Raw genomic sequence first — 23,400 nt, forward strand, 5'->3', positions numbered from 1 at the left:
CACCTGGTGGAATCGGGCGTACCCGGTCGGAACTCCCGACCAGGTACGCCCGTTCCGACCAGGGACACCCGGAACGACCCACCACCAGCGAGGACCCCATGCCGCTCACCGACCTGCCCCTCGACCAGCTGCGCGCCTACCGCCCGACCGTGCGGCGGCCCGACGACCTCGACGCCTTCTGGACGGCCACCGTCGCCGAGGCGCGGGCGGCCGGCGCCGGAATCGAGCACGTGCTCGCCCCCGCCACCACGCCGGTCACGGCGCTCGACGTGCAGGACCTGACGTTCCCGGGCTTCGGCGGCGACCCCGTCCGCGCCTGGGTCTCGCGACCGGCGGGCTCGACGGGCGACCTGCCCGCCGTGGTCGAGTTCATCGGCTACGGCGGTGGTCGCGGGCTGCCCGGCGAGCGGGTCGCGTGGGCGCTCGCCGGGTACGTGCACGTCGTGATGGACACCCGCGGGCAGGGCAGCGGCTGGGGAACCGGCGGCGACACCCCCGACCCGCACGGGTCCGGCCCGAACGGTGGCGGGTGGATGGCGAGCGGCATCGCCTCGCCCGCCGAGCACTACTACCGGCGGGTCTACACGGACGCCGTCCGACTCGTCGACGCCGTGCGGACACTGCCGGGCGTCGACCGGGACCGCATCGCACTGACCGGCGGCAGCCAGGGCGGGGGCATCGCGATCGCGGCGGCCGCCCTGGTCGAGGCACACACCGCGCCGCTCGTCGCCGTGCTGCCCGACGTCGCGTTCCTGTCCGACTGGGAGCACGGCACCGACGTCGCGACCGGCGGCCCCTACCTCGAGCTCGCCCAGTACCTCGCCGTGCACCGGGACGCGGTCGACACCGTGTGGGACACCGCGGCGTACTTCGACGGCGTGAACCTGGCCGCAGGCATCACGGCCCCGGCGCTGTTCTCGGTCGCCCTCATGGACGACGTGGTCCCGCCGCGCACGACCTTCGCTGCGTACAACGCGCTCGCGTCGACCGACAAGCACATCGAGGTCTACCCCTACAACGGCCACGAGGGCGGCGGCCACCGGCACTGGGAGCGGCAGGCCGCGTTCCTCGCTCGGCACCTCGGCTGACCCGCAGTTAAAGTCAACAACGTCGGACCGGCGACGATAAATTTAACGCCGCAACGCCGCAACGCCGCAACGCCGCAACGCCGGAACGCCGCGACGCGCACTGCACCACTGGTCCTCGGCGAGGAGGCGCAGACTGGTGCGCGCATGCGAACCGATCTCCGCACCCCCACCGCCACCGAACAGCACGGCGCAGCGGTCGACGACGCCGTGGAGCTGTTCGAGGGCGTCTACAGCAGTCACGACATCAACATCGGACAGGCGGTCTCCGAGGGGTTCTCGTACCGGTACCGCGCGGTCGGCGACGACCAGGTGACCACCGCGACGTCAGCGGTCGCGGCGCACCGCTGGGGCACGATCAACCCGGGGCGCCAGTACACCCTGGCGTGGGCGACCGGGCCGGGCATGGTCCTCGACACCGACCGCCGTGACCGGATCACCATGCGGCCGAACGTCCCCGTGATGTACCCGGCAGGACGCCCGTTCACCTTCGACGCCGCCCCCGCGGTCCAGCACGTGATCCGCTTCGACGGCGCCTTCCTCGAGTCCGTCTCGGCTGCGGTCCGCGGTGACCTCCCCGGCCCGCTGGACCTGCGCGCGGAGGCCGACCCGGACGCGCTCCCCGCACTGCGGCGGACCATCGCGGGCGCCGCCACGACCCTGTGGGACCCGGGCGCCGACCCCGTCGTCCGCTCGGTGCAGCACCGTCGCGTCGCCGAGGCCGTCATCGGGGCGTTCGACGTGACCGCTGCGTCCGGCGTCACGGCCGCAGGACGGGGATCGGTACGGGTCGCGCAGGAGTGGATCGCCGCGAACGCGCACCGCCCGCTCACCACTGCCGACGTCTGTCGCGCCACCGGGCTCAGCGCCCGCGGGCTGCAGGCGGCGTTCCACCGCGTCGGAGCCGCGAGCCCGATGCAGTTCCTGCGCGACGTGCGACTGCACCGGGTCCGTGCCGCGCTCGAGGCCGGGGACCCGACCACCACCACGGTCTCCGAGGTGGCGCAGGCGTGGGGGTTCGCACACCTCGGCCGGTTCGCGGGGACCTACGCCGGCGCCTTCGGCGAGCGCCCCTCGGACACGTTGCACCGCAGGGCCCGACGGGACACCGGTCAGTCGCCGAGCAGCGCTCCGACGGCGTCCACGACGACCTGACGGCGGCGCTGCGGCACGACCGCGGCGACCGGAGCGGACGCCTCGGGCCGGAGCGTCGACCAGACCTCCGCGAGCTGGACGACCAGCCCGTAGAGCACCGCGGGGCGGAAGCGCCGCGGGAGCACACCGGCGCGCTGTGCCCGCTCGACCTCGGCGACGGCGTCGGCGTACTGCTCGGCGAGCGCCTCGATCGGTGTCTCCGGCCGCTCGAGCCGGTGCCAGGTGGCGAGACGCTGCACCCAGGGACGCTCGACCAGGACGTCGTGCAGGCGTCCGGCCCACGCCGCCAGGTCGGCCGTGTCGAGCGGCGCGGCCTCGTGCACGGCCGTCAGCTCGCTCGTCAGCAGCGCGTCGAACAGGCCGTCCTTGCCCCCGAAGTAGTGGAACACCTGCGCCTTGTTGCTCCCGGCGTCGGCGGCGAGGCGCTCGATCCGCGCCCCGCCCAGCCCGTGCGCAGCGAACTCGTCGCGGGCGGCGGCGAGCAGGGCCGCACGCATCGCGTCGGCAGCGGGGGGTGTGAAGCGGGCCATGCCCGACACGGTACCGATCCGCGGCCCGGTCCCGCAGACGACGCGGCGACCGGAGACGCAACGGGAGGCCCGTGGCGGCGTCGCCACGGGCCTCCCGTACGTCTCGTGCTCGGGTCGGCTACTCCGCCGTCTCGTCGTCCTCTTCGGGGTTGAAGTGCGAGTCGTCACCGGCGAAGCCGGCGGCGACGCCCTCGGGGTGCGCGGGGATCGTGCCGTCCTCGCCGAGGCCGTCGGCCTTCTCGGTGCCCTCGGGGTCGTTGGTGGTGTCGCGGGGGTCGTGTGCGTCCGACATGGCGTGCTCCTTCACGGTGTGAGGAGTGCCACGGTACCCACGCTCCCCCGGGGTTCCCGGAGCGAGGTCGGATCCCGGACCTCCCGGTGCGGGCCGCGGCCGTGTAGCCTCACGAGCACCGACACCGGGAGGGGCGTCATGGGGCACTCGGACGACGACCGACCGTGGGGTGACGACGCGTTCGAGCACCCGCGGAGGCGCGGGTGGTTCGCGACCGCGGTGAGCATCGTGACCCGCTCCCTCACGGCCGTGGGCGCTGCGAGGAACGGCGGCCAGTCGCCGCGACAGCTGCCGCTCGACCCACCGCCGGGTCGGTACGACCACCGCCCCTGACGGGGTCGTCCCGGTGTGGCGCTCCGGCCGCTCCGTGTGAGGTCTCGAGTGATCGCGGAGCGCGTCGACCGGCCTGCCGGGCGAGCGCGGTACCGGTCGGTCCGCTTGGCTGATCGCAGGTCGTCGGAACCACCGACGCGCGATCCGGAAGGCCACGATGGACTGGCAGTTCGACGGCATCCCCCTGCACCCGCTCCTCGTGCACCTGACCACGGTCTCGGTGCCCGTCGCGGCCCTCACCGCGATCGTGACGGCGGCCTGGCCGGCAGCCCGACGGTGGCTCGCGGTCGGCGCGCCGGCCATCGCCCTGGTGGCGCTGGTCTCGGTGCCGCTCGCGACCTCGTCCGGCGAGTGGCTCGAACACCGCGAGCGTGAGACCGCGCTGCTCGAGCGGCACACCGAGCTCGCCGACGGACTGCTGCCGTGGTCGATCGCGGTGTTCGTGCTGCTGACGCTCTGGTGGGGCTGGCACCGCTTCGCCGCCCCGCGGGTCGCGGACGCCGGGCTGGCACGAGCGGTGGGGATCGTCGGCCCCGTGCTGCTCGTCGCCGCCGGCATCGGCTCGCTCGTCGAGGTCGTCGTGATCGGTCACGCCGGCGCCGTGTCCGTCTGGAAGGGCTGACCGGACCCACCGGCGGGATGCGCACTGCTCCCGCCGTCCTCACAGCCTCGGGGCGGAGCGTGACGGGCGTCCCCCGCGTTCCGCGGACAGTCATCGAACAGGAGCAGCGTTGAGCAACGACAGCACGACCGGCACGCACGGCACCGACGACAGCGGGCAGCACGACACCGCGACCCCGCAGGGCGCGTCCTTCCACGGCTCCCACGGCCGGGACGCCGACGGCACCGACACCTGCAGCTTCCACATGGCCGGGTCCCTGCCCGCCGGCGGTGACCACCTGGGCGGGACGTTCGGTCAGGCACCGTCGTCGCTCGAGGGCTGGTACCCGCAGCGGCTCCGTGTCGAGCTGCTGCACCGCAACGGCGTCGACGCCGACCCGCTCGGTGCGGACTTCGACTACGCGGCGGCCTTCGCGACGATCGACCTCGACGAGCTCAAGCGCGACATCACGCAGCTGCTCACGACCTCGGTCGACTGGTGGCCCGCGGACTACGGCAACTACGGCCCGCAGATGATCCGGATGGCCTGGCACGCCGCGGGGACCTACCGGATCGCGGACGGTCGCGGCGGAGCGGGCACCGCGATGCAGCGCTTCGCCCCGATCAGCAGCTGGTGGGACAACGGGAACACCGACAAGTCGCGTCGTCTGCTCCAGCCGATCAAGCACAAGTACGGCAACGCGCTCTCGTGGGCCGACCTGATGGTCCTCACGGGGAACTGCTCGCTCGAGCTCATGGGTCTGCCGACGTACGGCTTCGGCGGCGGTCGACTCGACGCGTGGGAGCCGGACGAGGGCACCTGGTGGGGCCCGGAGGTCCGGGACCCGCACCACGTCGAGAGCCAGGACGACATGGTCCAGCGCGACGAGCGGTGGCACGGCGAGAACGGCGACGCGGACTACGACCTGCAGAGCCCGCTCGCTGCCTCGCACCAGGCGCTCATCTACGTGAACCCCGAGGGACCGTACGCGAACGGCGACCCGATGGGCTCGGCGCGGGACATCCGCATCACCTTCAGCCGGATGGCCATGAACGACGAGGAGACGGTCGCCCTGATCGCCGGTGGCCACGCGTTCGGCAAGAGCCACGGCCAGGTCCCCGCGGCCGAGATCGGTCCGCCGCCGGAGATCGCGCCGATCGAGGCGATGGGGCTCGGGTGGCACAACCCGAAGGGTGCCGGCAACGGCAAGGACACGATGACGAACGGCATCGAGGGCAGCTGGACCCAGGACCCGACCCGCTGGGACAACAGCTACCTGGAGAACCTGTTCGGCCACGAGTGGGAGCAGACCAAGAGCCCGGCGGGCGCCCTGCAGTGGACCCCGGCGGACCCCGACGCCCCGCGCACCCCGGACGCCCACGTGCCCGGCGAGACACACGCGCTCATGATGATGACCTCGGACATCGCGCTGAAGGTCGACCCGGCCTACCGCGAGGTGTGCGAGCGCTTCCTCGCCGACTTCGACCTGTTCACCACGGCCTTCTCGAAGGCCTGGTACAAGCTGACGCACCGCGACATGGGGCCGAAGCACCGCTACCTCGGTCCGGAGACGACGATCTCGGACGACCTGCTGTGGCAGGACCCGCTGCCCGACCCGGTCGGCGAGCCCCTGAGCGACGCGGACGTCGAGACGCTCCGAGCGGCGATCCGGTCGACCGGCACCTCGGTCTCCGACCTGGTCGTCACCGCGTACTCCGCCGCGTCGACCTACCGGGACAGTGACAAGCGCGGCGGTGCCAACGGCGGGCGGATCGCGCTCGCCCCGCAGAAGGACTGGCCGATCAACCGGCGGACGGTCCCGGTCGTCGAGACCCTCCGCAGCGTCAAGGCCGCCTTCGAGCAGGACGGGAAGCACGTCTCGCTCGCCGACCTGGTCGTGCTCGCCGGTTGCGTCGGGGTGGAGGACGCCGCACGCGCCGCGGGTGTCGAGGTCACCGTGCCGTTCACGCCCGGCCGTGTGGACGCCTGCCAGGAGCAGACCGACGTCGAGATGTTCGAGTGGCTGCGCCCCGTCGCCGACGGGTTCCGGAACCACGTGTCCGAGCGCTTCGCGGACTTCGCCCCCGGTGTCGCTCCGGAGGCGGTGTTCCTGGACCGTGCGAACCTCATGACGCTCACGGCACCGGAGTGGACGGTGATCACCGGCGGGCTGCGGGTGCTCGGCGCGAACTGGGACGGCTCGTCGACGGGCGTCCTGACCGACCGCGTCGGGGCGCTCACGACGGACTTCTTCGTCAACCTCACGGACACCGACCTGGTGTGGAAGAAGACCGACGACACCGAGACGACCTTCACCGGGACCGTGCAGGCCACCGGCGAGGAGCGGTGGACGGCCTCGCGGAACGACCTGGTGTTCGGGTCGAACGCGCAGCTCCGTTCGATCGTCGACGTCTACGCCGGCAGCGACGGGCAGGAGCGGTTCGTGCGGGACTTCGTCGCCGCCTGGGACAAGGTGATGATGCTCGACCGCTACGACGTCAAGGGGCACCGCCGGTACGGCCCGATGGCTGCCTGAGCCGGAGGCCGCTGCGCGCGGTCAGGCCCGGCCGAGGACGACGACCGTCACGTCGTCCTCGGCCCGCTCGGCCGCACGCAGCCGCACCGTCTCGAGGAAGGCGTCGACGCTCGACGCGGCGCGCAGGGTCCGCGCGAGGTCCAGCAGGGTGTCGATCGTCCCGTCACCCAGGTCGAGCGCGCCGTCGCTCACCACGACGAGGGCGTCCCCGGGCTCCAGGACCGTGGTCGACGCCCGGCGCCGTGCACCCTCGGCGTGCAACCCCAGCGGCAGCCCGTGGGACCGGAGCACCCGAGGCGTCCCCGCCGCCGGCACGTGCACCGCCAGCCCGTGGCCCGCGTCCACCACGTCGACCACGCCGCTGGCCGGGTCGAGCCGGGCGTGGAACAGTGTGGCGAAGGCGCTCGCACGTCCGAGGTCCTCGGCGAGGGCGGGTTCGACGGCGGCGACGGCGGCCACGGGCGCGACGGTGCGGTGCTGCCGGAGGGCGGCCCGGATCCCGGCCGCGAGGAGCGCGGCCGGCTGCTCCTTGCCCATGACGTCGGCGAGCGTCAGCACGAGGTCGCCGTCGACGACCGACCAGTCGTGCAGGTCGCCGCTGAGGTCGCCGTAGGGCACCGTTGTGCCGGCGATCCGGTAGCCGTCGGGCGCGACGGTGCTCGGCGCGAGTGCGCCTGCGACCTCGAGCAGGCGGTCGTGGTGCAGCCCCTGGGCGAGCGCGCGCTCGGCCCAGTGTCCGAGGTCGATGAGCGCGGCGGTGTCCTGGGGTGAGAAGGCGCGCGGTCGCGTGTCCATCAGGCAGAGCGTCCCGACGGGCTCCCCACCCGCGATCGTGAGCGGGACGCCCGCGTAGAACCGGATGCCGCGCCGTGTCACGCCCGGCAGGTCGGCGGTCCGGGGGTCGGCCGTGGTGTCCGGCACGACGGTCGGCTCCGTGTGCTGCACCGTCAGCTGGCAGAAGGACCACCCGACCGGTCCGGAGACGATCTCGTCGGGCACGTTCGGGGTGAGGGTGTGCAGCAGGTCGTCGTCGAGCACGTTGACGTACGACAGCGGCACGTCGAAGACCTCGCGCGCGACCCGGACGATGCGCTCGAAGCGCTCCGACGGTGGCGCGTCGACGACGTCGAGTGCCGCCACGAGCGCGCTGCGCACGCGTGCCTGGTCGTCGGTGCTCACGGGTGTCGTCCTCCTCCTGGTCCACCGGGGCCGCGGTGCGTGGTGGCGCACCGTGACGCGGTCCCCGTGGAAGACTCGTTCCACGCTACCGGCCGGACGTCGGAACGCACGCGGACGCCGCCGCGGAGGCCCTGATCCGGACACTCCACGGCGGCGTCGGCAGCTCAGACGGTCGTCCAGGTCACGGTGCGCCGGTCGGCCAGCGTGACCTCGTGCACGGCGCCGGTCAGGCGCACGACCGCACGGTCCGTCGCCGACCGGGGGAACTCGTGCCGGACCGGTCCGTCCCCGGACGCGACGATCCCGCCCGTCTCCACCGGGCCTCCCGGCCGCGACGCCGCCGCGTCGGACGCGACCCACACCTCGACGTCCCCCGGCTCGACCACCTTCCGCATCGCGCGGTCGGTGAAGGCGAACCGCTGCACCGGCACGTCGAACCGCACCGTGACGCACTCCCCCGCCGCGACCGCGACCCGGGCGTAGCCGAGCAGCTGCGCGACCGGGCGCGTGATCGACGCGTGCGGGTCGTGCCCGTAGAGCTGGACGACTTCGACGCCGTCCCGGTCGCCGGTGTTCCGCACGGTGACCGACGCGGTGAGCGCTCCGTCCGTGGACGCGGTCCCGTCCACCGTCAGGTCCTCGTACGCGAAGGACGTCCAGGTCAGGCCGAAGCCGAACGGTCGGACGGGCGTGGAGTCCGTCGCGGTGACGTCGGACGGTCCGCCGAGACGAGGGTGCAGGTACGAGTACGGCTGCGCGCCGGCCGACCGCGGCAGCGAGACGGGCAGGCGGCCGGACGGCGCCGCGGCACCGGTGAGCAGGTCGGCGATCGCGGTGCCGCCCTCCTCGCCCGGGAAGAACGCCTGGACGACCGCCGCAGGCTTCGGCTGGTCGCCGTCGAGTGCCCAGCCGATCGCGTACGGACGACCGGTCAGCAGCACGACGACGGTCGGCGTGCCGGTGGCGACGACGGCCTCGACGAGCTCGCGCTGCACGCCCGGCAGGTCGAGCGACTCGGAGTCGTTGCCCTCGCCGACCGTGCCACGACCGAACAGGCCGGCCTGGTCGCCGACGACGACGACCGCCACCGAGGACTCCCGCGCGACCGCCACCGCCTCGGCGAACCCGGCGCGGTCCTCGCCCTCGACCTCGGCACCACGGGCGTACCGGATGGTGTCGGACCCGAGCGCGTCCTGCAGCGCCTCGAGCACGGTCGGGATCGCGAAACCGGCCTCCAGCCCGGGGTGCGTGGCCAGCACGTGGTTGGCGAAGGAGTAGCAGCCCTGCAGGGCCTCGGCGCGGTGGGCGTTCGGGCCGATCACCGCGACGGGGCTCTGCAAGTCGGCGCCCGGGGTCGGGGAGACGGGGGCTGCGGCGCCACCGTCGAGCGGCAGCACGCCGTCGTTCGAGAGCAGCACGAGCGACTCCGCCGCGAGCCGCCGCGCGAGCGCCCGGTGCTCCGGCGAGTCGAGGTCGACGCCGGTGGGCGGTTCGTCCTCGAAGACGTCCGGGTCGAGCAGGCCGAGCCGCTCCTTCTGCCGGAGCACGCGCAGCACGGCGCGGTCGACGAGGGCCTCGTCGACGAGTCCGCTGCGCACCCGCTCGACCAGCGGCGCCAGGTAGGCGTCACCGGTCGGCAGCTCGACGTCGATGCCGGCGGCGAGCGCCGTCGCAGCGGCCTCGCCGCGGTCACGGGCGACGCCGTGCATGACCTCGAGGAACGCGACGGAGAAGTAGTCGGCCACGACCGTGCCGTCGAACCCGAGCCGGTCGCGCAGCAGGTCGGTGAGCAGCGCGGGGTCGGCGGCGACGGGGACGCCGTCGACCTCGGCGTACGAGTTCATGACGCTCCGCGCGCCGCCGTCGACGAGGGCCATCTCGAACGGCGGCAGGAACACGTCGGCGACCTCGCGCGGTCCGGCGTGGACCGGGGCGTGGTTGCGGCCGGCGCGCGAGGCCGAGTAGCCGAGGAAGTGCTTGAGCGTGGCGTCGACGCCGGCGCTCTGCACACCGCGGACGTACGCGGTACCGACGGTGCCGACGAGGTACGGGTCCTCGCCGATGCACTCGTCGACCCGTCCCCAGCGGGGGTCGCGGACGACGTCGAGCACGGGCGCGAGGCCCTGGTGGACGCCGAGCTCGCGCATCGAGCGGCCGATCACGGCACCGACGTGCTCGACGAGCTCCGGGTCGAACGACGCACCCCACGCCAGCGGTGTCGGGAACGTCGCGGCCTTCCACGCCGCGAGCCCGGTCAGGCACTCCTCGTGCACGAGCGCCGGGATGCCGAGGCGGGTCTCGCGCTTCAGCCGACGCTGCTCCGCCCACAGCCAGGCGGCGCGCTCGTCGGGCTCGACGGGACGGGTGCCGTACACGCGGGTGTACTGGCCGAGGCCGTGCCGGGTGACGTCGGTGAGCGTCGTGCCCTGCTGGGCCGCGGCCATCTCGCCCTGCATCGGGGCGACGACGCCGTTCTGGTCGAGCCAGTAGCCGACCAGCTGCGCGGTCTTCTCCTCGAGGGTCATCGCGGCCAGCAGCGTGGTGACGCGGTCGGACGCGGTCGCGTCCGTGACGTGCCCCGGGTCGGACGGGAGGCCCGTGGCGGCGTCGCCACGTCCCTCCCGTCCGTCACGGGTGGCGGCGGGCCGCGGTGCGGACGTGCCGCGTGCCGCCTGGCCGTCGGTGGTGCCGTCGGTGGTGACCGTGTGGTCGAGCGTGGTCACCCCTTCACCGCCCCGGTCAGACCGCCGACGATGCGCTTCTGGAAGATCGTGAAGAACACCAGCGCGGGGATCATCGACATCGACGTGAAGGCGAGCACCTTCGCCGTGTCGACGGAGTACTGCGACGAGAACGCCTGGACGCCGAGCGGCAGCGTGTAGGCGGCCTCGTTGTTGAGGATGAACAGCGGCAGGATGTAGCTGTTCCAGCTGCCGATGAACGCCAGGATGCCGACGGTCACCACACCGGGCAGGGACAGCGGGACGATCATCCGGAAGAAGAAGCCGAGGCGGCTGGCCCCGTCGATCGAGGCGGCCTCCTCGAGCTCGTCCGGGATCGCCCGCAGGAACGGCACCAGGATGATGACGGTCGTCGGCAGGGCGAAGGCGATCTGCGGCAGGATCACGCCCGCCAGGCTGTTCGTGAGACCGAGGTCCTTGACGAGCAGGTAGAGCGGTGTGATCGCGACCGTGATCGGGAACATCAGGCCCGCGGCGAACAGCGCGTACACCGCACCGCGACCCCGGAAGGAGTAGCGGGCGAGCACGAAGCTGACCATGAGCCCGAGCACGACGACGCCGAGCGTCGTGGTGACCGCGCTGATCGTCGAGTTGCCGAGCTGCTGCCAGAAGATCCCGCTCGACAGGACCGATCCGTAGTTGCCGAACTGGAACGGTGCCGGCAGACCGGCCGGGCTCGTCGTGATCTGCGAGTTCGTCCGGAACCCGCCCAGCACGATGTAGAGCACCGGGGCGAGGTTCGCGGCGACGAACAGGATCGCGACGACGTAGGTCAGTGGGCTCGCCTGGCCGAGTGCTGCGCCGGACTTCCGTGCCCGGGCACCGCGGCGGCCGGGGGCGACGAGGTTGGTGGTGGCGCTGGTGACGGCCATCAGTGCTTCCTCTCGGTGATGGCGCCGGCGGTGTCCCGACGGAGCACGAAGTGCTGGTAGACCAGGGCGACGGCGAGCGAGATCAGGAACATGACCACCGCGACGGCACTGCCGAAGCCGTAGTTGCCCGAGGTCCGGCCGTTCGCGACCATGTACGTCGCCATGGTCGAGGTCCCTGCGGTCGACGAGATGTACTGGCCCCAGATGATGTAGACGAGGTCGAACAGCTGGAGCGAGCCGATGATCGACAGGAACGCCCAGATGCGGATGGTGGGGCCGAGCAGCGGCAGGGTGATGCGGCGCTGGATCTGCCAGTAGCTCGCACCGTCGATCGCCGCGGCCTCGAAGAGCTCCTCGGGGATGCTCTGCAGACCGGCCAGGAACAGGATCACCGCGAAGCCGATGTACTTCCACGAGATGATCGCGAGGAGGCTCCAGATGGCGATGTCCGGGTTGGACAGCCAGTCCTGACGGAGTCCGCCGAGTCCGATGCCCTGCATCAGGTCGTTCACGGCGCCGTTGGACTGCAGCATGAGGCTCCAGCCGGTGCCGACGATGACCTCGGAGATCACGTAGGGCACGAAGACGAGCACGCGGACGAGCCCGCGGCCGCGCATCTTCTGGTTGAGCAGCAGGGCGAGGACGATGGCGATCGGGCCCTGGAGCACGAGCGACATCACGACGATGAAGCCGTTGTGCAGCAGGACCGACTGGAACGCCTTGTCCTGGAAGATGATCAGGTAGTTCTGCAGCCCGACGAAGTTCGTCGGCGGGCCGTAGCCCTGCCACTTGTAGAAGCCGTAGTACGCGGCGAGCGCCACCGGCAGGATGACGAACGTCACGAAGACGATGACCGCGGGTCCGGCGAGGACCGCGATCTCGACGCGCTTGCGCCAGTCGGCGACGCGCTGGGCGGTCCGCCGGGCGGGGAGCGGCGAACCGCTCCCCGCCGGGGACGTCCCGGGAGCCGTGCCCGACGCCTTCGCCGGGGTCGTGCCGAGGGAGGTGTCGAGCGCCATGATCAGCCCTTGGCCGCGGCCTGGTTGGTGGTCTCGACGATGTCCTTCGCGCTGCCCTTGCCGGCGAGCAGGTCGACGACGCTGGTGTTCAGCGCGTTGCCGACGTTCTGGCCGTACAGGGTGTCGAGGTACTGCGAGACGAACGGGGCCTCCTGGTAGGCGGCGAGGGCCGTCTTCAGGTAGGGCTCGGACACGACGGACTGCGCGTCCTTGTTGACGGGGATCGCGTTGAAGGCCTTGTAGTACGCCTCCTGGTTGTCCTTCTGCACGATGAAGTTGAGGAAGTCCGTGCAGGCCTTCTTCGGGGCCTGTGCCGAGCAGGAGTTGCCGTCGACACCACCCATCATCGACTTCGGGTCACCCTTGCCGCCGTCCACCGCGGGGAACGGGAACCACCCGAGGTCGCCGAGCGGCTTCGCGTCGGGGGTCAGCGAGGCGATCACGCCCGGGTCCCAGGCGCCCATGAGCTCCATCGCGGCCTTGTGGTTCGCCAGGAGTCCGGCCGAGCTGCCGGCGCCCTGCTGCGCGGCGGTGGTGAGGAAGCCCTGGTTGAAGGGCTTCGTCGCGGTGAAGTCCTCGAGCTGCTGGCCGGCCTTGGTCCAGCACGCGTCGTCGAACTCGAGCGTCTTCGCCGCGTCGTTCAGCGTCTTCTCGCTGCACTCGCGGAGCGCGAAGTTGTAGTACCAGTGCGCGGCGGGCCAGGCGTCCTTCGCGCCGACGGCCACCGGGTCGATGTCCTTGGCCTTGAGCTTGGCGATGTCCTCGTTCATCTCGTGCATCGTGGTCGGGGTGCCGTCGATGCCGGCCTGCTCGAACAGGTCCTTCGAGTACCAGATGCCCTCGGGGAGCACGGCGCCCGGCATGGCGTAGGTCTTCCCGTCCTTCTCGTACCCGGCGAAGGTGCCCTTGCTGATCGACTGCTTCGCGTCGTCGCTGATCGAGTCGGAGATGTCCATGAGCTGACCGGCCGCGATCATCGCGTCCATCTTGCCGCCGCCGCGCTGCAGGAAGACGTCCGGACCGTCACCGGAGTTGAGCGCGGTCTGGAGCTTGCCGTCCAGGTCCTCGTTCTGGATCGCCTGGGTCTTGATGGTGACGTTCGGGTACTTCTCCTCGAACGCCTTGACGGTGCTGTCCCAGTAGGCCTTGCCCGGACCGGTGGTCGAGTTGTGCCAGAAGGTCATCGTGACCTTGCCGCCGTCCTCCGACGGGTCGCTGCCGCCGGCGGAACAACCCGCCAGCGTGAGAGCGGTGGCCCCGACCAGCGCGATGGCTGCCGCGGCACGGATCTTCCTCGTCATCGTGGAACTCCTCGGTGTCGTCGTTGACGTTCGCGGCAGTCGATGCCGCTGCGGAGAGCGTGCCAGCTGCTCCACGGGCTTGTCAATCGTTATCGATAACGTTTTCTAACCGTGATGTGTCCGCTGGCGGAACGCTGTGGCGGCGGTACGGTGAGCACATGCAGACCGCCGTCGACCACACGCCCGGACCGGGGCGGGTCACGATCGCGGACGTCGCGCGTGCCGCCGGCGTCTCGATCCCGACCGTGTCGAAGGTGGTCAACAACCGCGACGGCGTGGCGCCCGCGACCATGCTCCGTGTCCAGGAGGTGGTCGAGCGCCTGGGCTACGAGACGTCCCTCGTCGCGCGCAGCCTGCGGAGCTCCCGCACCAACGTCATCGGCATCCTGGTCCCCGAGTTCGAGCCGTTCTCGACCGAGCTCCTGCGCGGCGTCTCGGCGGCGACCACGGGGACCGGCTACGAGCTGCTCGCCTACGCCGGACTCGAGGCCGGCACGGGGCAGCCCGGGTGGGAACGCCGCTCGCTCTCACGCCTGTCCGGAACGCTCATCGACGGCGCCATCGTCGTGACCCCCTCCGCCGCCCTGTCGGGAGCGTCCATCCCCGTCGTCGCGATCGACCCGCACACCGGGCCGGAGGGCCACGCGACCGTCGACACCGACAACGTCGCCGGGGCCCGGGACGCCGTGGACCACCTGCTCGAGCTCGGGCACACCCGCATCGCCCACGTGCAGGGGCGCAGTGACCTGGCGTCGTCGCAGCTCCGCGAGACCGGCTACCGGGACGCCCTCGCCGCCGCCGGCATCGCGGTCGACGAGCGACTCGTGCGCGCCGGTGACTACCAGGAGGAGCGCTCGGCAGCCGTTGCTCACGAGCTCCTCACGCTGCCCGACCGGCCGACGGCGGTGTTCGCCGCGAACGACTCGTCGGCCATCGGCGTGCTGCACGCCGCAGCGTCGCTCGGGCTGCGCGTGCCCGAGGATCTGTCGGTCGTCGGGTTCGACGACGTCCCGCAGGCGTCGACCACGACGCCGCCGCTCACCACCGTGGCTCAGCCGCTCGCCGAACTCGGCGCGAGCGCGGTCGCGATGCTCCTCGCCATGCTCCGCGGCGAGCCCACGAGCGACCACGTGCGCCTGCGCTCGACGCTGCGCGTCCGGAGCAGCACGGCGCCGGCGCACGCCTGAGGCGCGCGGCCGCTGCGCGGCGCTTCCCGTCAGTACGGCGAGCGGGCCACATCCGTCACGCTCGGCACTGCTGACAACCGATCGCACCCGCCCGACGCACGCCCGCGGCGGGTCGTACCCGCTCAGCCGTCGCGACGGGCCGACGGACAGGTCGACGGACGGGAGGCGCGCGACGACTTGGCACCGCGCCTCCCGTCCGCACGACGAGCGGGCCACATCCGTCACCCTCGGCGCTGCTGGCAACCGATCGCGCCCGCTCGACGTACGACCGCGGCATGTCGTACCCGCTCAGCCGTCCCGACGGGTCGACGGACGGGAGGCGCGCGACGACCCGGCACCGCGCCTCCCGTCCGGCGGTGCTCGCCTGCTGCGCGGTGGCGCGAGTCGTCCGCGGGAGCGACAGTGCGCCGCGGTCGGGAGACGGAATCACGTCGTTGCCGCGGCGCGGGCCGCGCCGCTCGCGCCCGCGGCGCCCACGACGCCTGCGGCACAACCGACGGCACGTCGCGCCACGGCTTTCCGTGGCGCGACGTGCTCCTGGTCATGCGTGAGCACGTCGCACCCGCCGACAGCGGCGCAGGCCGCGCCGCTCGCGCCCCTCGCGCCCGCGGCGCCAGCGGCACAACCGAAGACACGTCGCGCCACGGCGTTCCGTGGCGCGACGTGCTCCTGGTTGCGCGTGAGCACGTCGCGCCCGCCGCTGCGCGCTGCGCCGACCGGCGCGGCGCAGCGCTCAGCGCCGCAGCGTCTGCTTCGGGTACTCGCCGAAGCGCTCGGCGTAGGACGCCGAGAACCGCCCGAGGTGCGCGAAGCCCCACCGGCGCGCGATGTCCCCGACGGCACCGGCCTGCGGCCCTGCCTCGAGGAGCTCCTCGTGCACGCGGTCGAGCCGCACGTGGCGCAGGTAGGTCAGCGGGGAGACGTCGAAGACCCGCCGGAAGGACTCCTGGACGGACCGCACGCTCAACCCCGCGGCCTCGGACAGGTCGACGATCGACACCGGTTCGGCGGCGTGCGCGTGGATGTACTCCACGGCGGCCCGGAGCCGGGCGTTCCGCGGCTGCTCCAGCACGTCGGGCAGGTCGTCGCTCTGCGGCGGGAACATGTCGAGGAAGACCTCGGCAGCGGTGACCTTGGCGTCCTGCCACGCGTCTGAGTCCGGTCCGCCGACGCGCAGCGCCCGGGACAACGCCGTCAGGGCACCCTGCCAGCGGTGCTCGATCGACTCGTCGGCACCGCGTCGCGCGTCGAACCGCATCGGCCGGTCCGCGACGTCCGCCCGCGCCGCGGCGACACGTCGGACGAACTCGCGGTCGAAGTGCACCAGCCGCTGGTCGTAGTCCGCGGTGACGAAGCCGAACTCCTCGTCGGCGGGGAACATCACCGGGGTGTCGTGCAGCATGGGCCAGCGCTCACCGCGCATCTCGAGCTCACCCGTGCCGGTGCTGATCCACGTGACGACGTAGTCGACCGAGCCGACGGGCATCCAGCCCCGGATCTCGCCGTGCATCTGGGAGCGCCGGATGGTGACCTCGCTGTCCCCGATCGCGGTGTAGCGGTAGTCGAACCGCCCGTGGGACGGCACGGCGCTCCACCGCTCCCCCGCGTAGATGCCGCCGAGGGCGCGGACGGCGGCGTCCGGGCGCGTCCCGGACACCTCGAACCGCACCGGTGCGATGGTCTCCTCGGCGCCGAACGCCTCGATCAACGGGTCAGCCACGGCAGGTCCGTCGGCGTGGCTCTGTCCAGATGGCGCATGCTTCCTCGTTATCCGGATACGGTTCTGGGGTGGGTGCCGCGTAGTGTCGCGCACGACCGATGCGCACGGAGGGGGCGACCACGTGAGTGAGATCGACCTGACGGCGGCGATCACCCGGCTCGAGGCCGCGATGGGTGCCCTCCGCGGCCGACTGCGCGAACGCCTCTCCGTCTCCGGTTCGGACCTCACGGTCCTGCAGTTCGTCGCCCGCGCCGCTGCGGCGGACCGGACGGTCCGGGTGAAGGACCTCGTGTCGCACCTCGGCCTGACGGGCCCGGCGGTCACCGGGACGGTCGACCGGCTCGAACGCGCCGGGCACCTGTGCCGCGTGCCGAACCCGGAGGACGGCCGCAGCCGGTTCATCGAGCTCACGCCGGAGACGCAGCGCGCCTACGCCGCGGCGATGGACAGTACGAACGAGCACCTGCACGAGCTCCTGTCCTCCTTCTCCGAGCGCGAGATCACGCGGTACGTCCGCGTGATCGATCGTGTGATCGAGGCGCTCGAGTACGGCGCTCCGACCCCCTGACGGCAGGCTACGGGCGGCCGAGGACCCTGCTCGAACGTTTGTCCAACAAGCGCAGTTAGGTAACTTCCCGACCTATCTTGCCGGACGCGGAGCCGCTCTGCCCGTACCGTCACCACTGGGTACCCCCACACGGGGGTGGATCAGGGAAACGGGGAGGAACCATGGGTTCGTACCAGTCCGAGCCGGGCATCGACCCGGTGCGCATCGAGACGTTCCGCCGGATGCGCAAGCGGTGGAAGTACGGCGAGCTGCAGGACGCGAACGGCCTGTACGCCGACTTCTTCACCGACACCGCGCGCGACGCACGTCGCTGACGGCACGGCACCGTCCGGGCCGCGACGAGCGAGCACCGGCCGGGTGACGGACGGGAGGCCCGTGGCGGGATCGCCACGGGCCTCCCGTCCGTCACGGGGCCGGCGACCGGTCCGCGGTCACCGAGGCTGCGGACGTCACCCCTTGACCGCTCCGCTGGTGAGCCCGGAGACGATCGAGCGGCGGAACACCAGCACGAGGATGACGATCGGGATCGTCGCGGCGACGCTCGCCGCGAAGATCTGCGCGAACGGCACGGTGAACTGGGTCCCGAACAGGGCGATGCCGACCGGGATGGTCCGGAACGAGTTCTCGCTGTTGAACGTGAGCGCCATGAGGAACTCGCTCCACGACGCCGTGAAGGTGAACACCCCGACGGTGAAGAGCCCGGGCTTCGCCATGGGCAGGATCACCGACAGCACGGTGCGCCAGGCGCCGGCGCCGTCGATCTCGGAGGCCTCCTCGATGGTCGAGGGGATCCCCTGCAGGTAGTTGCGCATGATCCAGATGGCGAAGGGCAGGTTGAACGCGACGTACGGCACGACCAGGCCCGGGTACGAGTTGAGCAGCCCGAGGTTCCGCTCGAGCAGGTACAGCGGCGTCAGGACCGCGATCGCCGGGAAGACCGACAGCATGAGCAGCGAGGTCATGATCGCCGTGCGGCCCTTGATCCACCGCCCGGCGAGGGCGTAGCCGGCGAGGAACGACAGCGCGAGCACGATGACCGTCGTCGCCACCGACACCACGATGCTGTTCACCATGTACTGCCCGAGGGCGTTGTCGCGGAAGGCCACGACGAAGTTGTCGAACGTCAGCGACTGCGGCACGACGGTCGGCGGCGACTGGGCGATCTCCGACGACGGCTTGAGCGAGGTCGAGACCAGCCAGTAGAGCGGCAGCGCGGTGAGCACGGCGATGACGACACCGCTGACGTTGACGGTGTTGACCCACTTCCGCCAGCCCTTGCGGACACGTTGACGGGGCATCAGGCATCCCCTCCCTTCGCCTGGTTCCGGAACGCCCGCAGGAAGAGCAGGCACCCGACGGCCACGATGACCGCCGTGCTGGTCGCGATCGCTGCGCCCGGTCCGATGTTGATGTCCTGGAAGAGCACCTTGTAGCCCATGATCGCGAGCGACTGGGTGGTGGTGCCCGGTCCGCCGTTCGTCAGCACGAACGGCAGGTCGAAGACGCCGAACGCCTGCAGCACGCGGAACAGGACCGCGATCGTCAGGGTCGGAGCCAACTGCGGGACGACGACGCGCCAGAACGTCTGCCACCCGTTCGCCCCGTCGAGCTCGGCGGCCTCGTAGAGGTCCTCCGAGATCTGGACGAGGCCCGCGAGCAGGATGATCGCCACGAACGGCGTGGTCTTCCAGATGTCCGCGACCATCAGACCCGTGATCGCGGGGACCGGTTCACCGAGGATCACCGGGGCGTCGCCGAACAGCCCGAAGAACCACGTCGCGACGCCGTACGTCGAGTCGTAGATGTACTTCCACAGCTGTGCGTTCACGATCGTCACGAGCGACCACGGCACGAGGAGCAGCGCGAGCATCCAGCCGCGGGTGACCCCGAGCCGTTCGAGCACCAGGGCGACGAGCATGCCGAGGACGAGCTCCACGGACACCGTGACGACCGTGTACAGCACCGTGAAGCCGAGCGCCCGGTACCAGTCGGCGCTCTGCAGCAGGGCCGCGTAGTTGCCGAGGCCGAAGCCCTGGATCGTGAAGCCGTCGTAGCCGATCTCGACGTCCGCGAAGCTCAGGACGATCGAGTACACCACCGGGAAGATCGTGACCGCGGCGACGACCAGGAGCGCCGGGGCGGCGAAGCCCCACGCGCCCCGGGCACGGACGCGCTCCATCCGCGACCGAGCGCTCGCCTGGCGGTACCCGTCGGGCCTCCTCCCCGGAGTCCGTCCCCCGGCCGCACCGGCCGGCGTCCGCGTCGCGGTGCCGGCGCTCACAGCGCGTCCCCGGTCAGGGCGAGCGAGATCGCGGAGGCCATCGCGCGGGTGCCGCCGTCGACGGACGCCTGCCCGCCGAGGATGCTGTTGCCGTTCTGGTACACGCCCTGCGAGACCTTCGGGTAGTACGCCGTCGAGGTCGGACGGGGAACGAGCGTGATGCCCGCCGCGGTGTCGTACGTCGGGCGGTTCTGCCGCTTCGCGTCGTCGCTGACCAGGCTCGCGCTGCGGGCCGGCAGGACACCGCCCTCGCGGGTGAGGAACTGCTGCGCCGTCTCGCTCGACATCCAGGCCGCGAAGGTGAGCGCCGCCGCGGGCTGCTGGGTGTGCGGGTTGATGTAGTTCCCCCACCCACCGATCGTCGAGTGGTGCTCGTCCGTGCCGTCGAACGTCGGGCGCGCGGCGAGACCGACCTTGCCCGCGACCGCGGAGTCCGGCCCGTTGGCGATGCCCCACGCGTACGACCAGTTGCGCAGGAACGCGGCGCGACCGCCTGCGAAGGCGTCGTTCGTGTCCTGCTCCTGGTACGTCAGGGTCGCGCGCGGTGCGGCGCCGTCGGTGATGAGCGACCGCATGAACTCGAAGGCGCGCTTCGTCTCCGAGCTCGTGGTCGCGGGCTTCGTCAGGTCGTCGTTGAGCAGCGAGCCGCCCGCATCGGCGACGAACTCGGTGACGTTGCAGGTGAGGCCCTCGTACACGTCGCCCTGGAACGCCAGCCCGTAGTCGACGTCGCCCGTGTCGACGAGCTTCGCGGCGGTCTCCTTGACCTCCTCCCACGAGCGCGGGACCTGGAACCCGTGCTTGTCGAGCAGGTCCTGCCGGTACAGGAAGAACGACTCGTCGATGTAGAGCGGGAACATGTAGTAGGTCCCGTCGACGCTGGCGGCCAGCCGGAGTCCCTCGGGGAACTGCTCGAAGAAGTCCTCGCCGACGAGCTGGTTCACCGGGGTCGCGAGCTTGTTCTTCGCGAACTGCCCGGGCCACGCGACGTCGCCCAGGTACACGTCCGGTGTCGGGCTCCCCGCGGCGATCTGCGTCGTCAGGCTGGTGCGGTTCGTGTCGGTGTCGCTCGGGGCGCTGACGATCCGCACGCGGATGTTCGGGTGCTCCTTCTGGAACTCCGCGATCAACCGGCGACGGAGGTCACCGCCGTCCTTCGAGGCCACCTGCCCCGCCCACCAGCTGATCGTGACGTCGCCCTCGGGCGGGTCGGTGGGCCACTGCTCGACGGTGGTGCGCTCCGGCCGGGTGGAGCAGCCGGCGAGCAGCAGCACCCCCGTGCCCCCGAGCAGGAAGAGCCTGCGGTCGATTGCCATCCGTCCTCCTCGACGAAGGGTGCGCGAGCACCCGGCGATCACGTGGCACCACAGAACCAAGCGCGCCTGAGCGACCGCACAGGGAGCCTGAGTAGGCGACGGACGGGAGGCGCGGTGCGGGCCCCGCCACGTGCCTCCCGTCCGAGGCATGGCCGCGCTGGTCAGCGGGTGGGTGCGGGGGCCGTCGACTCGGCGGGGCGGAGCACGCAGGGCAGCAGGAAGTGCGGGAGCTCGACGGACGTGCCGTCGAGGCGGTCGATCAGCGCGTCGGCCGCGCGCACGCCGAGCTCGCGACCGGGCGCGATCATCGTCGACAGGCGGGGGTGGTGCTGGTCCCCCGCTGCGGCCGACGACGCGATGCTGAGCACCGAGACGTCATCAGGCACCCGTCGACCCGCGGCGTAGAGACCGACCAGCAGACCGGCGGACGAGTCGTCCTTCATCACGAGCACCGCGGTGACGTCCGGGTCCGCCTCGAGCAGGCGTCGGGCGGCGTCGCGACCGCCCTCGCTCCCGGGGCCGGCGTACACGATCGTTCCCGCACCACCGCGCTCGGCGACCGAGCGGCGGAAGGTGTCCTCGACCCGCAGGTGCGGTGCGTACCCGGCCATCGGTGTGCCCTCGAGGCTCTCGAGCACGAGCCCGAAGCGCCGGTGGCCGAGACCCTGCAGGTGGTCGAGTCCGTCCTCGATGGTGGTCTCGAAGTCGATGTCCACGTACGGCAGCTCGTCCGCGTCGCGCGTCCGGCCGATCAGGGTGAAGGGCACCCCGAGCTCGGACAGCTTGACCACGCGCGGGTCGTCCATCCGCACCTCCATGAGCACGACGCCGTCGACGAGACCGCCGGAGACGAGGTCGTCGAGGTCGTCGCCGGCCGGGTCGACGGGCCAGAGCACCAGGTGGTACCCGCGCTCGGAGGCCCGCTCCGCGGCGTTCATGAAGAACTCGGACGTGGTCGGGCTGAAGCGGTTGCCCGTGGTCGGGAAGAGCAGGGCGATGATCCGCGTCCGCCGGCTGGCGAGCGCGCGCGCCACGACGTTGCCGCGGAACTTCAGCTCGCGCATCGCCGCGGTGACCTTCGCCGTCGTCGCCGGCGTGACGTACTTCGTGCCGTTCACCACGAACGACACCGTCGCGATGGAGACGCCGGCGCGGTCGGCGACCTGCTGCATCGTGGCCATCGGCCCCTCCTGATCGATCGGCACCGTCGGGTTCCGTGCAGGTCCGGCGGCAGGCCGGCGACGGTGCCGTCCTGCTCCGCGTGCACTGCGGTGGTCACGAGCATAGACCCGCACCGGAACCAGAAAAGCGCTTTACAGGTGAAGCGCTTCTCTGTTAGCTTCTCGCCCCAGGACCACCGCGACGACGACGTCAATGGAGTCGACGCACCGTGTCCTTCCCCGCATCCGCGAAGAGAAGAGCAGTGCAATGAAGCCTGGTTTCCGCTCCACGTCCCGCCGGGGCCGCGCCCTCGTCGGCGCCGCCGCGATCGTCGCGACGGTCCCCCTCGTCCTGGCCGGGTGCTCCGGCTCCGGCAACGCATCGTCGTCCGGCGGCGGCGGCAAGACCCTCACGATCGAGGACTACTACGACGCCAACTACGACCCCGTGTACCAGCAGTGCGCGAAGGACGTCGGCGTCGAGGTGAAGATCAACCACGTCGCCGGCGCCGGCCTCATCTCGAAGGTCCTGCAGCAGGCGTCGTCGCGCACCCTGCCCGACGTGCTCATGCTCGACAACCCCGACGTGCAGCAGATCGCCTCGTCCGGGGCGCTGTCCGACCTCGCCGACTACGGCCTCGACGCGGACGACGACGTCCCCGGCGTGAAGGGCGCGAACACGTTCGAGGGCAAGCTCTACGGGCTGCAGCCGAACACGAACTCCATCGCGCTGTACTACAACAAGAAGCTGCTCGACGAGGCAGGCGTCCAGCCGCCCAAGACGTGGGACGAGCTCAAGGAAGCCGCGAAGAAGCTCACGAACGGGTCGACGTACGGCTTCGCGATGAGCAACATCAACACCTACGAGGGCACCTGGCAGTTCCTGCCGTTCTTCTGGTCGAACGGCGGCGACGAGAAGGACATCGCGACGCCCGAGGCCGCCCAGGCGCTGCAGCTCGTGCAGGACCTGCAGGACGACGGCTCGATGTCGAAGAGCTCGATCAACTGGGCGCAGGCCGACGTCAACAACCAGTTCATCGCCGGCAAGGCCGCGATGATGATCAACGGTCCGTGGCAGCTGCCGGCGCTCAAGAAGGCGAAGGACCTCGAGTTCGACAGCGTCCCGATCCCGACGCGCACCGGGTCCGAGACCGTCGCCCCGCTCGGCGGCGAGGCCTTCACCGTCCCGCAGACCGGGAACAAGGACACGATGCAGCTCGCCGGCAAGTTCGTCGGGTGCCTGAACAGCGACAAGATGCAGGCCGTCCTGGCCGGGGTCAGCGGCAATGTGCCCACCAACATCGAGGTCGGCAAGAAGTGGGCGGAGGACCACGCCGACGTGGCCTCGTTCGTCACCACCGTGCAGACCGCCCGGGCCCGGACGGCCGAGCTCGGACCGGACTGGCCCAAGGCCGCCACGAGGATCTACACCGCCGTGCAGCTCGCACTGACCGGCAAGGCCGACCCCGAGCAGGCGCTCGAGCAGGCGCAGTCGCAGAACCAGTAGCGGAGCCGGGGAGCCGG

General features: G+C 71.6%; 21 protein-coding genes. 9 read left to right on the forward strand and 12 right to left on the reverse strand.

Going from position 1 to position 23,400, the window contains the following annotated elements:
- Positions 1–98 precede the first annotated feature (98 nt).
- The gene (locus ACIP6W_RS02055) at positions 99–1,088 is read left to right on the forward strand and encodes an acetylxylan esterase (RefSeq protein WP_400427925.1); all 990 of its coding nucleotides are present in this window, start codon (positions 99–101) and stop codon (positions 1,086–1,088) included.
- A gap of 144 nt (positions 1,089–1,232) precedes the next feature.
- Positions 1,233–2,240, forward strand: a complete 1,008-nt coding sequence (locus ACIP6W_RS02060) for a helix-turn-helix domain-containing protein (protein ID WP_209683830.1) — start codon at positions 1,233–1,235, stop codon at positions 2,238–2,240.
- Here the strand turns inward: ACIP6W_RS02060 and ACIP6W_RS02065 are convergent.
- Both ACIP6W_RS02065 and ACIP6W_RS02070 read right to left on the reverse strand, forming a co-directional pair.
- Entirely contained in the window at positions 2,198–2,770 is a 573-nt protein-coding gene (locus ACIP6W_RS02065) for a TetR family transcriptional regulator (protein ID WP_271826206.1), read from the reverse strand. The genes ACIP6W_RS02060 and ACIP6W_RS02065 overlap by 43 nt on opposite strands.
- Before the next feature lie 118 nt (positions 2,771–2,888).
- Positions 2,889–3,062: a hypothetical protein gene (locus tag ACIP6W_RS02070; protein ID WP_200884131.1), complete on the reverse strand. Its 174-nt coding sequence runs from the start codon at positions 3,060–3,062 to the stop codon at positions 2,889–2,891.
- A gap of 138 nt (positions 3,063–3,200) precedes the next feature.
- Here ACIP6W_RS02070 and ACIP6W_RS02075 point away from each other — a divergent pair, with 138 nt between their 5' ends.
- The 3 genes from ACIP6W_RS02075 to katG all read left to right on the forward strand — a co-directional run bounded on the left by ACIP6W_RS02075 (position 3,201) and on the right by katG (position 6,532).
- The gene (locus tag ACIP6W_RS02075; RefSeq protein WP_400427929.1) at positions 3,201–3,395 is read left to right on the forward strand and encodes a hypothetical protein; all 195 of its coding nucleotides are present in this window, start codon (positions 3,201–3,203) and stop codon (positions 3,393–3,395) included.
- Between the two features lie 157 nt (positions 3,396–3,552).
- Entirely contained in the window at positions 3,553–4,017 is a 465-nt protein-coding gene (locus ACIP6W_RS02080; protein WP_066652441.1) for a DUF2231 domain-containing protein, read from the forward strand.
- A gap of 109 nt (positions 4,018–4,126) precedes the next feature.
- Positions 4,127–6,532 carry a catalase/peroxidase HPI gene (gene katG / locus ACIP6W_RS02085; RefSeq protein WP_400427932.1) on the forward strand — a complete coding sequence of 802 codons (2,406 nt, stop codon included), beginning with the start codon at positions 4,127–4,129 and terminating at the stop codon, positions 6,530–6,532.
- 21 nt (positions 6,533–6,553) lie between these two features.
- Here katG and ACIP6W_RS02090 read toward each other — a convergent pair whose 3' ends face one another.
- The 5 genes from ACIP6W_RS02090 to ACIP6W_RS02110 form a co-directional block, all read right to left on the reverse strand.
- Positions 6,554–7,711 carry a PP2C family protein-serine/threonine phosphatase gene (locus ACIP6W_RS02090; protein ID WP_400427935.1) on the reverse strand — a complete coding sequence of 386 codons (1,158 nt, stop codon included), beginning with the start codon at positions 7,709–7,711 and terminating at the stop codon, positions 6,554–6,556.
- Positions 7,712–7,875: 164 nt separating this feature from the next.
- Positions 7,876–10,248: a glycoside hydrolase family 3 N-terminal domain-containing protein gene (locus ACIP6W_RS02095; protein ID WP_400428868.1), complete on the reverse strand. Its 2,373-nt coding sequence runs from the start codon at positions 10,246–10,248 to the stop codon at positions 7,876–7,878.
- Between the two features lie 182 nt (positions 10,249–10,430).
- Positions 10,431–11,324, reverse strand: coding sequence for a carbohydrate ABC transporter permease (locus ACIP6W_RS02100; protein ID WP_066652437.1), 894 nt, complete (start codon positions 11,322–11,324; stop codon positions 10,431–10,433).
- Complete coding sequence (locus tag ACIP6W_RS02105) at positions 11,324–12,343, reverse strand: carbohydrate ABC transporter permease (protein ID WP_058728968.1); 1,020 nt, start codon at positions 12,341–12,343, stop codon at positions 11,324–11,326. Before ACIP6W_RS02105 ends, ACIP6W_RS02100 begins: the two co-directional genes overlap by 1 nt.
- Before the next feature lie 2 nt (positions 12,344–12,345).
- Positions 12,346–13,644, reverse strand: a complete 1,299-nt coding sequence (locus tag ACIP6W_RS02110; protein ID WP_400427938.1) for an ABC transporter substrate-binding protein — start codon at positions 13,642–13,644, stop codon at positions 12,346–12,348.
- Between the two features lie 158 nt (positions 13,645–13,802).
- On the opposite strand from ACIP6W_RS02110, the gene ACIP6W_RS02115 reads away from it, so the two are divergent.
- A complete protein-coding gene (locus ACIP6W_RS02115; protein ID WP_066652428.1) occupies positions 13,803–14,831 on the forward strand; it encodes a LacI family DNA-binding transcriptional regulator in 1,029 nt (342 codons plus the stop codon).
- Between the two features lie 733 nt (positions 14,832–15,564).
- Here the strand turns inward: ACIP6W_RS02115 and ACIP6W_RS02120 are convergent.
- Complete coding sequence (locus tag ACIP6W_RS02120) at positions 15,565–16,551, reverse strand: helix-turn-helix domain-containing protein (protein WP_066652426.1); 987 nt, start codon at positions 16,549–16,551, stop codon at positions 15,565–15,567.
- Positions 16,552–16,672: 121 nt separating this feature from the next.
- Here ACIP6W_RS02120 and ACIP6W_RS02125 point away from each other — a divergent pair, with 121 nt between their 5' ends.
- A complete protein-coding gene (locus tag ACIP6W_RS02125; RefSeq protein ID WP_251160547.1) occupies positions 16,673–17,119 on the forward strand; it encodes a MarR family transcriptional regulator in 447 nt (148 codons plus the stop codon).
- 161 nt (positions 17,120–17,280) lie between these two features.
- On the forward strand, positions 17,281–17,433 hold the full coding sequence (locus tag ACIP6W_RS02130; RefSeq protein ID WP_158407728.1) for a hypothetical protein: 153 nt from the start codon (positions 17,281–17,283) through the stop codon (positions 17,431–17,433).
- A gap of 135 nt (positions 17,434–17,568) precedes the next feature.
- Here the strand turns inward: ACIP6W_RS02130 and ACIP6W_RS02135 are convergent, their stop codons facing one another.
- From ACIP6W_RS02135 to ACIP6W_RS02150, 4 genes are all read right to left on the reverse strand, one after another.
- Entirely contained in the window at positions 17,569–18,417 is an 849-nt protein-coding gene (locus tag ACIP6W_RS02135; protein WP_081984659.1) for a carbohydrate ABC transporter permease, read from the reverse strand.
- Entirely contained in the window at positions 18,417–19,400 is a 984-nt protein-coding gene (locus ACIP6W_RS02140) for a carbohydrate ABC transporter permease (protein ID WP_400427945.1), read from the reverse strand. The genes ACIP6W_RS02135 and ACIP6W_RS02140 overlap by 1 nt, the downstream gene beginning before the upstream one ends.
- Positions 19,397–20,716 carry an ABC transporter substrate-binding protein gene (locus tag ACIP6W_RS02145; protein WP_066652411.1) on the reverse strand — a complete coding sequence of 440 codons (1,320 nt, stop codon included), beginning with the start codon at positions 20,714–20,716 and terminating at the stop codon, positions 19,397–19,399. The genes ACIP6W_RS02140 and ACIP6W_RS02145 overlap by 4 nt, the downstream gene beginning before the upstream one ends.
- 161 nt (positions 20,717–20,877) lie before the next feature.
- On the reverse strand, positions 20,878–21,897 hold the full coding sequence (locus tag ACIP6W_RS02150; protein ID WP_245171591.1) for a LacI family DNA-binding transcriptional regulator: 1,020 nt from the start codon (positions 21,895–21,897) through the stop codon (positions 20,878–20,880).
- A gap of 247 nt (positions 21,898–22,144) precedes the next feature.
- Here ACIP6W_RS02150 and ACIP6W_RS02155 point away from each other — a divergent pair, with 247 nt between their 5' ends.
- A complete protein-coding gene (locus ACIP6W_RS02155; protein WP_066652409.1) occupies positions 22,145–23,383 on the forward strand; it encodes a sugar ABC transporter substrate-binding protein in 1,239 nt (412 codons plus the stop codon).
- The last annotated feature ends 17 nt before the right edge of the window (positions 23,384–23,400 follow it).

It is taken from the genome of Curtobacterium sp. NPDC088465, from assembly GCF_044753165.1.
In the GTDB taxonomy this organism is placed as follows: domain Bacteria; phylum Actinomycetota; class Actinomycetes; order Actinomycetales; family Microbacteriaceae; genus Curtobacterium.

Coding starts and splice junctions, on each gene's coding strand:
- ACIP6W_RS02100 (WP_066652437.1), bottom strand. CDS start 11,324: ATGGCCGTCACCAGCGCCACCACCAACCTCGTCGCCCCCGGCCGCCGC.
- ACIP6W_RS02105 (WP_058728968.1), bottom strand. CDS start 12,343: ATGGCGCTCGACACCTCCCTCGGCACGACCCCGGCGAAGGCGTCGGGC.
- ACIP6W_RS02115 (WP_066652428.1), top strand. CDS start 13,803: ATGCAGACCGCCGTCGACCACACGCCCGGACCGGGGCGGGTCACGATC.
- ACIP6W_RS02135 (WP_081984659.1), bottom strand. CDS start 18,417: ATGCCCCGTCAACGTGTCCGCAAGGGCTGGCGGAAGTGGGTCAACACC.
- ACIP6W_RS02150 (WP_245171591.1), bottom strand. CDS start 21,897: ATGGCCACGATGCAGCAGGTCGCCGACCGCGCCGGCGTCTCCATCGCG.
- ACIP6W_RS02130 (WP_158407728.1), top strand. CDS start 17,281: ATGGGTTCGTACCAGTCCGAGCCGGGCATCGACCCGGTGCGCATCGAG.
- ACIP6W_RS02065 (WP_271826206.1), bottom strand. CDS start 2,770: ATGGCCCGCTTCACACCCCCCGCTGCCGACGCGATGCGTGCGGCCCTG.
- ACIP6W_RS02110 (WP_400427938.1), bottom strand. CDS start 13,644: ATGACGAGGAAGATCCGTGCCGCGGCAGCCATCGCGCTGGTCGGGGCC.
- ACIP6W_RS02155 (WP_066652409.1), top strand. CDS start 22,145: ATGAAGCCTGGTTTCCGCTCCACGTCCCGCCGGGGCCGCGCCCTCGTC.
- ACIP6W_RS02070 (WP_200884131.1), bottom strand. CDS start 3,062: ATGTCGGACGCACACGACCCCCGCGACACCACCAACGACCCCGAGGGC.
- ACIP6W_RS02075 (WP_400427929.1), top strand. CDS start 3,201: ATGGGGCACTCGGACGACGACCGACCGTGGGGTGACGACGCGTTCGAG.
- ACIP6W_RS02060 (WP_209683830.1), top strand. CDS start 1,233: ATGCGAACCGATCTCCGCACCCCCACCGCCACCGAACAGCACGGCGCA.
- ACIP6W_RS02055 (WP_400427925.1), top strand. CDS start 99: ATGCCGCTCACCGACCTGCCCCTCGACCAGCTGCGCGCCTACCGCCCG.
- ACIP6W_RS02145 (WP_066652411.1), bottom strand. CDS start 20,716: ATGGCAATCGACCGCAGGCTCTTCCTGCTCGGGGGCACGGGGGTGCTG.
- ACIP6W_RS02080 (WP_066652441.1), top strand. CDS start 3,553: ATGGACTGGCAGTTCGACGGCATCCCCCTGCACCCGCTCCTCGTGCAC.